This window comes from Janthinobacterium sp. BCJ23, from assembly GCF_059617945.1.
The window spans coordinates 366,713-380,092 of the sequence record NZ_JCAQAW010000001.1 but is presented as its reverse complement, the minus strand read 5'-3'; the positions used below and the strand labels follow the sequence as shown (position 1 = coordinate 380,092).

General features: G+C 63.0%; 10 protein-coding genes. 5 read left to right on the top strand and 5 right to left on the bottom strand.

Annotated features, from left to right (window positions below):
• Positions 1–102 precede the first annotated feature (102 nt).
• From moeA to AC54AG_RS01670, 4 genes are all read right to left on the bottom strand, one after another.
• Entirely contained in the window at positions 103–1,950 is a 1,848-nt protein-coding gene (gene moeA / locus AC54AG_RS01685) for a molybdopterin molybdotransferase MoeA (RefSeq protein ID WP_496629343.1), read from the bottom strand.
• Positions 1,951–2,012: 62 nt separating this feature from the next.
• Positions 2,013–3,134, bottom strand: coding sequence for a GTP 3',8-cyclase MoaA (moaA, locus tag AC54AG_RS01680; RefSeq protein ID WP_496629342.1), 1,122 nt, complete (start codon positions 3,132–3,134; stop codon positions 2,013–2,015).
• A gap of 29 nt (positions 3,135–3,163) precedes the next feature.
• Positions 3,164–4,501 carry a chromate efflux transporter gene (chrA, locus tag AC54AG_RS01675; RefSeq protein WP_496629341.1) on the bottom strand — a complete coding sequence of 446 codons (1,338 nt, stop codon included), beginning with the start codon at positions 4,499–4,501 and terminating at the stop codon, positions 3,164–3,166.
• Between the two features lie 91 nt (positions 4,502–4,592).
• Positions 4,593–7,733, bottom strand: a complete 3,141-nt coding sequence (locus AC54AG_RS01670; RefSeq protein WP_496629340.1) for an Rne/Rng family ribonuclease — start codon at positions 7,731–7,733, stop codon at positions 4,593–4,595.
• A gap of 696 nt (positions 7,734–8,429) precedes the next feature.
• Here AC54AG_RS01670 and AC54AG_RS01665 point away from each other — a divergent pair.
• The 4 genes from AC54AG_RS01665 to AC54AG_RS01650 all read left to right on the top strand — a co-directional run bounded on the left by AC54AG_RS01665 (position 8,430) and on the right by AC54AG_RS01650 (position 11,591).
• On the top strand, positions 8,430–9,425 hold the full coding sequence (locus AC54AG_RS01665) for an RluA family pseudouridine synthase (RefSeq protein WP_496629339.1): 996 nt from the start codon (positions 8,430–8,432) through the stop codon (positions 9,423–9,425).
• A 90-nt stretch (positions 9,426–9,515) separates the two neighbouring features.
• Positions 9,516–10,175, top strand: a complete 660-nt coding sequence (locus AC54AG_RS01660) for an HAD-IIIA family hydrolase (protein ID WP_034754241.1) — start codon at positions 9,516–9,518, stop codon at positions 10,173–10,175.
• The gene (locus tag AC54AG_RS01655; protein WP_175560532.1) at positions 10,172–10,549 is read left to right on the top strand and encodes a Rieske (2Fe-2S) protein; all 378 of its coding nucleotides are present in this window, start codon (positions 10,172–10,174) and stop codon (positions 10,547–10,549) included. The genes AC54AG_RS01660 and AC54AG_RS01655 overlap by 4 nt, the downstream gene beginning before the upstream one ends.
• A gap of 40 nt (positions 10,550–10,589) precedes the next feature.
• Entirely contained in the window at positions 10,590–11,591 is a 1,002-nt protein-coding gene (locus AC54AG_RS01650) for a S49 family peptidase (protein ID WP_496629338.1), read from the top strand.
• A gap of 380 nt (positions 11,592–11,971) precedes the next feature.
• On the opposite strand, the gene AC54AG_RS01645 is transcribed toward AC54AG_RS01650, so the two are convergent.
• Positions 11,972–12,355: a hypothetical protein gene (locus tag AC54AG_RS01645; RefSeq protein WP_051991492.1), complete on the bottom strand. Its 384-nt coding sequence runs from the start codon at positions 12,353–12,355 to the stop codon at positions 11,972–11,974.
• A gap of 256 nt (positions 12,356–12,611) precedes the next feature.
• Here AC54AG_RS01645 and AC54AG_RS01640 point away from each other — a divergent pair, with 256 nt between their 5' ends.
• Positions 12,612–13,322: a pseudouridine synthase gene (locus tag AC54AG_RS01640; protein ID WP_034754110.1), complete on the top strand. Its 711-nt coding sequence runs from the start codon at positions 12,612–12,614 to the stop codon at positions 13,320–13,322.
• The last annotated feature ends 58 nt before the right edge of the window (positions 13,323–13,380 follow it).

The window sequence follows — 13,380 nt, the reverse complement described above, 5'->3', positions numbered from 1 at the left end:
TCGATAGGCGAACATCGGCCGCGCAGGGGAATTGATTGCAATGGGGAAATGCAAACGGCCCGCGCAGGGCGGGCCGTTCAGGAGACGGGAAGGGGGAGCTGCTTAGATCAGCCCATGGAACAGCACGACGTCGACGAGGTCGCCGGCCGCCACGTGGCCTTGCGCTTCATGCAGCACGATCATGCAATTGGCTTGCGTCATCGAACGCAGGATGCCCGAGCCTTGCGCACCCGTCACGCGCACGTGCTGGCGCCCGTCCGCGTCGCGTTCGACGATACCGCGCTGGTATTCCGTGCGGCCCCGTTTCTTGCGGATGGGCGTTTGCGCCGCCACTTGCAGCAGCGGCAGGGTGGACGTGTCCGCATCGGCGCCCATCAGGCGCAGCAGGGTGGGGCGGGCGAGGAAATAAAACGCCGCCATCACGGCCACGGGGTTGCCGGGCAGCCCCAGCAGCAGGGCTGTGTCGCCCTCGCTGGCAATCCGGCCAAAGGCCATGGGGCGGCCCGGGCGCATGTTGATTTGCCAGAAGGCCACGTCACCGAGGCGGGCGAGGATCTCGCGCGTAAAATCGGCCGCGCCGCTGGACACGCCGCCCGAGGTGACGATGACGTCGGCCTTGGCGCAGGCGCCGCGCAGGGCAGCTTCCAGCGCTTGTGGATTGTCCTTGACGATGCCCATGTCGAGCACTTCGCAGCCCAAACGGGTCAGCATGCCCAGCAGGGTGTAGCGGTTGCTGTCGTAGATGCAGCCCGCGTCGAGCGGTTCGCCGATCGAGCGCAATTCGTCGCCCGTGGAAAAGAAGGCCACGCGCAGGCGCCGGCGCACGGGCACTGTGGCGATGCCCAGCGAGGCCAGCAGCCCCAGTTCGGCCGGTCCGAGTAGTTTGCCCTGCAGCAGCGCAGGCTGGCCTTGCATCAAGTCTTCGCCCTTGAAACGACGGTTGTCGCCGGGGCGGATGCAGTCCGGCGCCATGGTGATGCTGTGCTCGCTGGCGTGCCGCACCAGTTCCTGCGGCACCACGCTGTCGCAGCCGTCCGGCATGACGGCGCCCGTCATGATGCGTGCGCATTGCCCGCGCCCGACGTTGACCGTGCCGGGACGTCCGGCCAGGATGGTATCGACCACTGCCAGGGTCACGGGTGCGTCGCCACCGAGGTCTGCCCCATGCAGGGCATAGCCATCCATGGCGGAATTGTCGTGCGCGGGCACGCTGATGGGCGAGATGATGTCGGCCGCCAGGATGCGCTCGAACGCTTGCGGCAGCGCCAGTTCCTCGATCTCGGCGACGGGCGCGACGGTGTCGGCCAGGATGGCTTGCGCCATCGGCACGGACAAGCCCTGCGCCTGCAGGGCGGCCAGCTCGTCTGGCGTATTGATGTTGCCGAACGCGCTATTGTTCTCGAAGAGTACTTCGGCCAGCTTCAAGGGGCCGTGCCAGGTGCGCATGCGGCGTTCTCCGCTGCGCAGATAAGAGTCTAACTGGGGCAATGCCGATGTCTTGACGAGACAGAAGACGGGGTGCGGACGGCGCACGGTCGATCCCGTCGCTGCATCGATTTCCTCGGTGACAGCGATGGCCAGGTCGGCATTGTTCTCGATCAAACCGGCCGCCAGGCGCGCTGCCAGGTCGGGCGGCAGCAGGGGTGAATCGCACGGCACGGTCAGCAGGTAGGGCGTGCCGGCGTGCCGCATGCCGCTGTGCAGGCCGGCCAGGGGACCCAGCTGGCCCGGCAGTGCGTCCGGCCACACGGGCAGGCCGAAGCTTGTGTAATCGCCGGCATCCGCGTGGACACTGATGGCCAGCTGGCCCACTTGCGGCGCCAGGCGCTGCAGCACGTGGCGGGCCAGGGGCTGGCCATGCAGGTGCAACATACCCTTGTCGCGCTGGCCCATGCGCGTGCCGAGGCCGCCGGCCAGGATCAGGCCGGTAATGTCGTGTTTGTTGATCATGTCAGATAGGGAAATTGGTGCATGCGCCATGGTAGCAGCGCGGGGCGTGCGCCGCCCCGGATTCAGCCGCCGATGTACGACATTTCCACTTTCTTTTTACCGTGCTCAAGTGCACCGCCCGTCAAATCCGTCTGGCTGGTGCGCAATTGCGAATAGCGGTCGCCGCGGCCGCGCCACAGCTGCGCCACGGCCGAGGATATTTCAGCATCGCTGCGGCCGCCGCGCAGCAGGCTGCGCAGGTCGTGGCCGCTGCTGGCAAACAGGCACGTGTACAGCTTGCCCTCGGTCGAGAGGCGGGCACGGCTGCAGTCGGCGCAGAACGCTTGCGTGACGCTGGAAATGAGGCCGATTTCACCGCTGCCATCCGCATAGCGCCAGCGCGCCGCCGTCTCGCCCGTGTAGTTCGGGTTAATCGGCCGCAAGGGCATGTGCGCGCTGATGCGGCGCACGACTTCAGCCGAAGGGATGACTTCCTGCAAGTTCCAGCCATTCGACGCGCCCACGTCCATGTATTCGATGAAACGCAGGATATACGGCGTGCCCTTGAAGTGGCGCGCCATGGGCACGATTTCCTGCTCGTTCATGCCGGCCTTGACGACCATATTGATCTTGATGGGTCCCAGGCCCGCCGCGTGCGCCGCATCGATGCCGTGCAGCACGTCGGCGACAGCGAAATCGACGTCGTTCATGCGCTTGAAGGTAGCGTCGTCGAGCGAGTCGAGCGACACGGTCACGCGGTTCAGGCCTGCATCCTTGAGCGCCTGCGCTTTTCTGGCCAGCAAGGAACCGTTGGTGGTCAGGGTCAGGTCCAGCGGCTGGCCCGACGGCGTGCGCAGTGCGGCCAGCATGGCGATGAGCTTTTCGATATTCTTGCGCAGCAGCGGCTCGCCGCCCGTCAGGCGGATCTTTTCCACGCCGTGTTCAACGAACAGGCGCGCGATGCGCGTGATTTCCTCGAACGACAGCAAATCCGTGTGCGGCAGATACACGTGGTTCTTGTCGAACACGTCCTTCGGCATGCAATACACGCAACGGAAATTGCAGCGGTCGGTAATCGAGATGCGCAAGTCGTGCAGGGGCCGGCCCAGGCTGTCGGCCACGTTGCCGCTGGGACTTTCCAGCCGTGCGGGGATCGCCGGTGCCCCATTGCGGGCTTCGGCGAGGTAGATAATCTTGTCAGCCATGAAAGGTCATGCCACTTACGTAAAATCGGTCAAGGCAGATACGATAGCACGAGGCCGAAGATGGCACAGGCGAGCAGCAATTTGATGGTGCCCACTTGAAACCGGATCAGCGCCACGCCGGCCGCCAGCGCGATGGCAATCGCCAGCCAGTCCCAGTGCGGCAGCGGGCTTGTTTGCCAGAAGACATGGTGGCCAAAGAACAGGGCCAGGCTGGCGATGACGCCGACCACGGCTGCCGAGATGGCCGTCAGGGGCGCGCTCAGGCGCAGATTGCCGCGCGACGCTTCCACGAGGGGCGCGCCGGCCAGGATGAAGATGAACGAGGGCAGGAAAGTAAACCAGCTGGCGACGAGCGCGCCGCACACGCCTGCCAGCCACAGCTGCTCACCTGTCACGGCATGGCTCCAGCCGCCGACAAAACCGATGAAGGCGACGATCATGATCAGGGGGCCGGGCGTCGTTTCGCCCAGCGCCAGGCCATCCATCATTTGCGCGCTGGTGATCCAATGGTAGTGGTCGGCGGCGCCCTGCACCAGGTAGGGCAGCACGGCATACGCGCCGCCGAACGTGAGCAGGGCCGCCTTGCTGAAAAACACGCCCATCTGCGCCAGCGGCTGGTCCGCGCCGCCCGCCAGCGCCAGGCCCAGCCAGACGAAGAAGGCCAGCGCCAGGCCCATGGCGGCCGTGCCAAGCAGGCGCGACCAGCGGAAGCGCGCGTGGTCCGGCGTCGGCGTGTCGTCATCGATCAGGGCTGCGCCGTAGCGGGCCGCGCCGCCATGCGACGCGCCGTTGGCATGAAAGTGGTCCGGCAGCCAGCGCCCGCCCGCCATGCCGAGCAAGGCGGCGGCGAGCACGATCAGCGGAAATGGCAGCTGTAGCGCGGCGATGGCGACAAATGCGGCCGCCGCGATGGCGATCAGGGCGGGGCTGCGCAAGGTGCGCCGGCCCAGGCGCCACGCGGCCGCCAGCACGATGGCGACGACGGCCGGCTTGATGCCGTACAGGACGCCGGCGATGGCGCCCACGTGGCCATACGCCATGTACAGCCAGGACAGGGCGATCAGCACCAGCAGCGAGGGCAGCAAAAACAGCAGGCCCGCCACCAGGGCGCCGCGCGTGCGATGCATCAGCCAGCCGATGTAGATGGCCAGCTGGGTCGCTTCCGGCCCCGGCAGCAGCATGCAGTAATTGAGCGCGTGCAGGAAACGCTGCTCGGAAATCCAGCGCCGCTTTTCCACCAGCTCCGCATGCATCATGGCGATTTGCCCGGCCGGGCCGCCAAAGCTGACGCAGCCCAGCTTGAGCCAGTACCAGAAGGCGCTGCGCAGGCTGACGGGGGCGGGAGGCAGGTTGGCGTTCTCGTGCATGGCGGGTGGATGGCAGCAAAAAAGTGGACATAAAAAAGGGGAAGCCTGAGCTTCCCCTTTTATCATTGGCGGCTGGGCGAACCCGGCGCGCTTATGGACGTTGCGTGTTGACCTGGATCAACGGCTCATCCGATTGCGGCGGCAATGGCTTGCGTTCGCGTGGCTTGCGGACCGGAGCGACTGCCTTGGCGGCCGCTTCCTGCGCCAGGCGCAGTTTTTCCGGATCGGTGGCAGCCAGGGTCAGACCGGCCGAACCGAGCACCGCGCTCAAGTCCAGCGGCGCGGCAGGAGCAGGAGCAGGAGCAGGAGCAACGACAGGCGCTGGCGCTGGTGCCGGAGCAGGCACGGGAGCCGCTTCGGCAACCACCGGGGCCGCTTCCACCACGGCTGGTGCCGCTTCGGCGACTGGCGCCGCTGCTGGAACTTCCTCCGCCACGGCGGCGGTTTCCACGGCAGCTGCCGTTTCCACGACTGGCGCCGCTTCGACGATGACTTCCGCCGGAGCCGGCGTCGGTGCTGGTTCCGCTTTCTCGGCAAAGCTGTACTCGGCAGCTGGTGCTGGTTCGGCAGCGGCTGGTTCAGCTTGCGCTGCAGCAACGGCGGCTTCGACAGGGGCTGGCGGCACGATCACTTCAGCGGCTGGTGCGGCTTCTTCAACCTTGACCACTTCCACCACTTCGACCACTTCCACGACTTCAGCCACGACGGCAGGAGCGGCATCCAATGCAGCTTCCACTGGTGCGGTAACGGCGACGACAGCGGCGGCGGCCACGACGGCGACTGGAGCGGCATCCGCTGCAGCTTCCGGCGCCGGAGCGACCGTAAAGCTGATCACTGGTGCGTCCTGGCCTTCGTTGTCACCGTTTGCCGATTCGATCAGCTCGCCCGTTTCGCGATCGCGGCGGTTGCGGTTGCGGCCGCCACGACGACGGCGGCGGCGCGGTTCTTCGCCTTCCACGTCATTTTCCGTCTCTTCGCCTTCAGGGCCGGCATTTGCCGACGCTTTCAGCAGGTTTGCCGGTGCGGCGTCGGATTCAGGACCGTTTGACGGCACGACGACATTGACTGCGCTGGCGGTGGCGCCAACCAGTGCCAGCTCTTCAGCTTTCACTTCAGCAACAACAGCCTTGTCGGCGCGTGGTTCGCGTGCTTCGCGTGGCTGGCGTGGCGGACGCTCGGCGCGCTCTGGACGTTCCGTGCGTTCCGGACGCTCGGCGCGTTCAGGGCGTTCACCGCGTTCGCGTGGTGCTGCTGCCGTATCGCCGTTCTCGCGCGCTTCACGCGGTTCGCGTGGTGGACGCGGTGGACGTGGCGGACGGGCCGCTTTTTCCAGTGCTTCCGCTTCTTTCGCTGCATCGTCCTGGGCTGGACGGCCCTGGCCCGGTTCGCGTTCTTCGCGGCCAGGCTTGCCGTTGCGGCCACGGCCACGCGGGCCACGGCTGTTGCGGTCGCCACGGTCGGCGCCGGCCGGCTTGGCTGGTACGACAGGAGCAGGTGCGGGCGCCACCGGTGCCGGAGCGCCGGTGAAGAAGCTGATGATCTTGGCGATCAGGCCCTGTGGTGCGGCGGGCGCGGCCACTGGAGCCGGTTTCGCTTCGACGGGCTTGCGCTCGACCAGCGGTGCCGGCTGGTCAGGGGTAATCGTCTTGACGACGGCTTCCTGGCGCGGCTTGGCTTCTTCCTTCTGGCGCTTGCTGTACGCCATGTCGGTTTCAGCGCTTTCCGCCAGGTTGTAGCTGGCCTGGCTGTCTTCCAGACGCGGGTCGTCGTGCTTGATGCGTTCCAGCTTGTAATGCGGCGTTTCCAGATGCTTGTTCGGGATCAGGATCACGGCGATGCGGTGGCGGTTCTCGATCTTCAATACTTCGCCGCGCTTTTCGTTGAGCAGGAAGGCGCCCACGTCCACGGGCACTTGCACGTGGATGGTGGCCGAGTTTTCCTTCATCGCCTCTTCCTGGATGATGCGCAGCACCTGCAGGGCGGACGATTCCGTATCGCGGATGTGGCCGGTGCCGGAGCAGCGCGGGCACGTCACGTGCGAACCTTCGGACAGCGAAGGACGCAGGCGCTGACGCGACAGTTCCATCAGGCCGAAGCGCGAAATCTTGCCCATTTGTACACGGGCACGGTCATGGTGCAGCGCATCTTTCAGACGCTGTTCCACTTCGCGCTGGTTTTTCGCCACTTCCATGTCGATGAAGTCGATGACGATCAAGCCGCCCAAGTCGCGCAGACGCAGCTGGCGGGCCACTTCTTCGGCCGCTTCGCAGTTGGTGTTGAAGGCGGTCGTCTCGATGTCCGAGCCGCGCGTGGCGCGGGCCGAGTTGACGTCGACAGAGACCAGCGCTTCGGTATGGTCGATAACGATGGCGCCGCCCGATGGCAGCGGCACGGTGCGGCTGTACGCCGTTTCGATCTGGTGTTCGATCTGGAAGCGCGAAAACAGCGGCACGTCGTCGCTGTAGCGTTTTACGCGGTGCACCATGTCGGGCATCACGTGGCTCATGAACTGGTGCGCCTGGTCGTAGATCTCGTCGGTGTCGATCAGGATCTCGCCGATGTCGGGCTGGAAGTAGTCGCGGATGGCGCGGATGACGAGCGACGATTCCTGGTAGATCAGGAAAGCACCGTTGGCCGACTTGCCGGCGCCTTCGATGGCGCGCCACAGTTGCATCAGGTAATTCAAGTCCCACTGCAGTTCATCGACGTTGCGGCCGATGCCTGCCGTGCGGGCAATCACGGACATGCCAGCTGGCAAGTCCAGTTTGTCCATGGTTTCGCGCAATTCCTGGCGCTCTTCACCTTCCACGCGGCGCGATACGCCACCGCCACGCGGGTTGTTCGGCATCAGGACCAGGTAACGGCCGGCCAGCGAGACGAACGAGGTCAGGGCGGCGCCCTTGTTGCCGCGCTCTTCCTTCTCCACCTGCACCATGATTTCCTGGCCTTCGCGCAGCGCTTCCTTGACGGAAGCGTTACGGACGTCGACGCCTTCGCGGAAATACGTGCGGGCAACTTCCTTGAAAGGCAGGAAGCCGTGGCGGTCTTCGCCATAGCTGACGAAGCACGCTTCGAGCGATGGCTCGATGCGCGTGATCACGCCCTTGTAGATGTTGGATTTGCGCTGTTCGCGCCCGGCTGTCTCGATATCGATGTCGATCAGTTTTTGTCCGTCGACAATCGCTACGCGCAGTTCTTCTTGCTGCGTGGCATTAAACAACATGCGTTTCATTTTTATAACTCCGCGACCCGTAGGCCATCTCAAAGCCGCTTCCGGGGAAGCGGCGAAGTACAGGGATATATGCGAGAACGGGAGTGCTGGCGGGGGAAATGCCCAGGCGTGCGGAGCAACAACGCGTACGAGGTATACGTTACGGCCGCAACAGGCGCGGTGAGGTCGATCGTCATGCCGAGTGCACAGGACACTTGCAACTCATCTGAAACAGCCCGGATGAGAATGAACTGCATCGGGGGCAGAGAATGCAAGTGGTCAGCAAATTCAGAGCCAAAATCGTTAGCCGGCTCATTACAGGGATCGCGATGGCGAGGCTTGGCCTCAGCCTATCATCGACAACCCTCAGTATTTGGCCACATACGGGGTTTGGCGAAAACGGCAAGCGTTATCAACTTCATCAACCCGCGAGCCCGACTCGATAAGTCGCGCTAACGGGTACTTATCCTTATAATCCCACACTCACTTCAGCATCTCCACGCGTTATCCGATTACAACTACGGTGCAACCTTGATTCGCGCAGGGATGGTGCATATACATTTTTTTCCACCGAATTTGCAATTTGGCGAGGCCGGTGGAGACGCCCCTGTGTAAAATGTGCTTTTATTCTTACACTCGCAGCAGCCAGGGCCGCAGCAAAAACAATTATATATTCAAAATGAAGGACTTAGAGAGATTTCTGGGAAGACATAGTAAATGAAGAGTCAAAATGATGTTGTTCCCCCTTCAACACCCCCGGTTCAGCCGCAAGCCCAATTCGTAACGATCGCCGAGGAAGAAGCAGGCCAGCGCATCGACAACTACTTATTAAGAGTGTGCAAGGGAGTGCCTAAAAGCCACATCTACCGGATCTTGCGATCGGGAGAAGTGCGGGTCAATAAAGGCCGTATCGATCAGCTGTACCGTCTCGCCGCTGGCGACGTGGTGCGCATTCCACCCGTGCGCGTGGCCGAAAAGGCCGCTACGGGCGCGCCGGCCGCCGAATTCAAGATCATCTTCGAAGATGCGCAGCTGCTCGTCATCGACAAGCCGGCCGGCGTGGCCGTGCATGGCGGCTCGGGCGTGTCGTTCGGCGTGATCGAGCAATTGCGCGCTTCGCGCCCCGACGCCAAGTTTTTGGAACTGGTGCACCGCCTGGACCGCGACACGTCCGGCCTGCTGTTGCTGGCAAAGAAACGCACGGCGCTGACCAACCTGCACGAGCAGATGCGCGCCGGCGTCACCGACAAGCGCTACCTGGTGCTGGTAGCCGGCGACTGGAAGAATGCGCGCCAGCATATCAAGTTGCCGCTGCATAAATATACGACGGCCGAAGGCGAGCGCCGGGTGGCCGTGCAGGCCGATGGCCTGGCGTCGCACACGGTGTTTTCACTGTTGCATAAATATCACAACTTCGCCTTGCTGGAAGCGGAATTGAAGACGGGACGCACGCACCAGATCCGCGTACACCTGTCTTCATCCGGTTTCCCCATCGCCGGCGACGATAAATATGGCGACTTTGCCCTCAACCGTGCCCTGTTGAAGGCCGACAGCACGCGCGGCGCCCTGAAACGCATGTTCCTGCACGCGCACCAGATCACGTTTACGCATCCGGAAACGGGCAAGACGATGACCCTGAACGCACCGCTGGCTGCCGAATGCGAGCGTTTCTTGGTAAGCTTGGGCAAACCATTGGCCGTTGCCGCACGATAAGTATGCAGCGCGTGCGCGCGACACTACTCATAAGGTAGTCAGTCGCCATCATTCATTCTCAAGGAGCCGGCGGCTATGCTGTCGGGAAACATGGCAAGAAAGCAATTTGATCTGATCGTCTTCGATTGGGACGGTACCCTGATAGACAGTACCTCGACCATCGTCAAGTGCATCCAGGCATCGGCCAAAGACCTCGGCTTGCCCATTCCCACCGAGTTGCTCGCTTCGCACGTGATCGGCCTGGGCTTGCAGGAAGCCATGCAGCTGGTGATGCCCGACGTGGAGCCGAAATACCATGCGCGCATGGCCGAGCGCTACCGCTATCACTACCTGTCGCGCGACCATGAGCTGACCTTGTTTCCCGGCGTACATGAGATGCTGCAGGAACTGTCGCAGCAGGCGTACTTCCTGGCGGTGGCCACGGGCAAGAGCCGTGTCGGCCTGAACCGCTCCCTGAATGCCGTCAAGCTGCTGTCCCTGTTCGATGCGACGCGCTGCGCCGATGAAACGTTTTCCAAGCCCCATCCGGCCATGCTGCAGGAACTGACGCGCGAATTGGGACAGGATATGCGCCGTACCGTGATGATCGGCGACACCAGCCATGATTTATTGATGGCAAGCAATGCAGGCGCGGCAGGTATTGCCGTAGAGTATGGAGCGCATCCGGTGGCGCAGTTGCAAGCTTGCAATCCCCTGTATTCGGCCGCCACCGTGGCCGACCTGCATCAATGGCTGAGCGAGCACGCATGATGACTGATGTTGCGGAAGTGTTGATTTGTGCGGCCGATGCCGTGGCCGATGGTGGCAAGGGCGTGCGCTTTCCCGTCGCTGCCGGCGGCGAAGCCACCACGGGCTTTGTCGTGCGCCATGGCGGCAAGGCGTATGGCTACCTGAACCGCTGTGCCCACGTGCCGATCGAACTGGACTGGGCCGAAGGCGAGTTTTTCGAGTCCAGCGGCTTGTACCTGATGTGTTCGACGCATGGCGCCATCTATGTGCCGGAAAGCGGCTTGTGCGCGGGCGGCCCCTGCAAGGGAGGGCGCCTGCGTCCGATCGCCGTGGCCGAACGCGATGGCCAGCTGTACTGGCAACCCGACGAGTATGTCCAGCCGCTGCCGGCCTGAGGCCGGGGCAGGCTTTATTGCAATTTAAACAAAGTTAATCATGAGCGATAACACGAATGACAAGCTGGACAGTAGTGCGCCAGCCGCCGGCCACGGCGTCCCTGCGGGGAACTGGGAGCGCGACGTGCTGGAAAAGCTGGTATTTGCCACTTTGCAAGAACAACGCGCGCACCGCCGCTGGAGCATCTTTTTCAAGGTCTTCGGCCTGCTGATCGTGCTGTTCGCCCTGTGGGTGTTTTATGACTACAACACGGCCGACGACAGCGAAACCCTGGGCCGCCACACGGCCCTGATCGACATCAACGGCGCCATCGAGTCCGAAGGCAGCGGCTCGGCCGCCGTCGTCATCCCCGCGCTGGACAAGGCGTTTTCCGATAGCGGCTCCGTGGCCGTGGTGCTGCATATTAATAGTCCGGGCGGCAGTCCCGTGCAGGCCGGCATGATCGTCGACGAGATGCAGCGCCTGCGCAAGGGCTATCCGGACAAGCCTTTATATGTGGTGGTCGATGAAATGTGCGCTTCGGGCGGCTATTACATCGCGGCCGCCGCCGACCGCATCTACGTCAACAAGGCCAGCGTGGTCGGCTCCATCGGCGTGCTGATGGATGGCTTCGGCTTTACGGGCGTGATGGAAAAGGTCGGCGTCGAGCGCCGTTTGCTGACGGCGGGCGAGAACAAGGGCTTCATGGACCCGTTCAGCCCCCTGACGGAAAAGCACAAGGCGTATGCGCAAGGCATGCTCAATGAAATCCACCAGCAGTTCATCGAGGTGGTGCGGGCGGGACGGGGCAAGCGCCTGAAGGAAACGGCCGATACCTTCTCCGGTTTGTACTGGACGGGCGCGAAAGCCGTGGAAATGGGCCTGGCCGACGATTTTGGCACGGTCGACAGCGTGGCGCGCGACGTCGTCAAGGCGGAAGACATCGTCGACTACACGCAGCATGAAGGCTTGCCGGAACGGGTGCTGAAAAAGTTTGGCGCCGCCATGGGCGCGGGCGCCATGAAAGCGACCGTGCAGCAGTCACAACCGGCGTTGCGCTGAGGACATCACTCTTGGCTGGCAGGCAAGCCAATCGAGAATGATTTTCAATAAGGTGGTAAATTGGCTTGAAAATGGAGCTGCTTGGGCTATAGTGAAAGCGTAGTTCTTTTCAAGGAGGGGCGATATATCAACTATGTTGTCAGTACTAACTTGATTGGCAGGTCATGGAACTACTCACCGCATCGCAGATGTGGTTTTGAGTGAATTTACATTCCTCACTAAAGTCCCGATGGGGCTTGGGAACGGCGGCGCAATGCCGCCGTTTCCTTTTGTGCGTCGTTCGTGCCGGACGGGTGAGTGTTGCTCGATGTTGTAGCTGGGCGTGCTGGCAAGGCAGGCATGCGAGGGCGGGGCATGGCCGGTGGTCGGATGGGGGGCGCTCAGACGGCGCAGCCGTTGCAGTGCGCGGGCAGGGCGGCTGCCTGCCGGGCCGGCGCTACGCCGGTACTGGCGCCGGAACTGATCTCGGGCACTGTGTCCACCATGGCGGGCGCCGTCACGTTGTCGGTTTCCGCGTTTGCGTCCGCATCCGCGTGGGCAAAACCGCCGAGTTCCAGCCAGCACATGAAATGGCATTGCGCCTCGGCATGCCAATGCGTCTGGCTCGCTGGCGATGGCGTTGCGTCCGCATCCTGCGGCGCCGGGGCGCTGCTCCAGCGCGCCACGCCGAGTCTGACCTTGTGCATGGCCGCCTGTTCCGTAGCGATGCGCAGGCGCATGTCGGCGATGCTGCCTTGTAAGGCGATGGTATCGGTATGCTTCATACAATGTCCTTGTGAATCGTTGCTTGGTTATTATTCCTAAAGCTCGTTAGGCGGATTCCTAACGAAGTTTCAGTCTATCAATGCGATATTCCGAGCGCTTGATATTGCTCAAAGGAATTGGCCATTTATATCGAAATCTCACCTTGTACTTCAGCTCATCTGTGCATGCGCAAGGCTGGTGCGCCCTCGGCGGCCTGGCGCAGGCCGCGCGCGCGGCCGCTTCACGCTGCCAGCCGCTTCTGGTAAAGTCACGCCCATGAGTAAATTATCCCTAGACCGCATCCTGCAATCGCAGGGTTTTGGCACCCGTAAATATTGCCGTTCCCTCATCGAAGATGGCGATGTCGTCATCGATGGCGTCACCCAGACCAATTACCGCACCACCGTCGAGACCGAAGGCCTGGTGCTGCACGTGTTCGAAGAAGAGTGGGTCTACCGCGCGCACCTGTACCTGGCGCTGAATAAGCCCGCCAACTTCGAATGCTCGCGCAAGCCCAGCCATCATCCTGGCGTGCTGACCCTGCTGCCGGAGCAGTTCACCTGGCGCGAAGTCCAGCCCGTCGGCCGGCTCGACCACGATACAACCGGCATGCTGCTGATGTCGGACGATGGGCCGTTTATCCATGCACAATCGTCGCCGAAGCGCCACGTTCCCAAGATTTACCAGGCTACCACGCAAGAGCCCGTGACCGATGAACTGGTGGCCCTGCTGCTGGCAGGCGTGCAATTGCACGACGAGCCGGCCCCGCTGGCGGCCCTCGTCTGCGTCAAGCGCGGCGAACACCAGCTGGAAATCGTGCTCGAGCAAGGCAAGTACCACCAGGTCAAGCGCATGCTGGCCGCCGCCGGCAACCATTGCAGTGCGCTGCACCGTTCCGCCATCGGCAGCCTGACCCTGGAATCGCTGGGCATCGCCGAAGGCGAGTGGTGTTACCTGACTCCCGAGCAGATCGCGCTGCTGGCGTAAATCCCTCCAGACCGTCAAAGCCGGGGATGTCCCGGCTTTTTGGCGTCTTTAGCCCCCT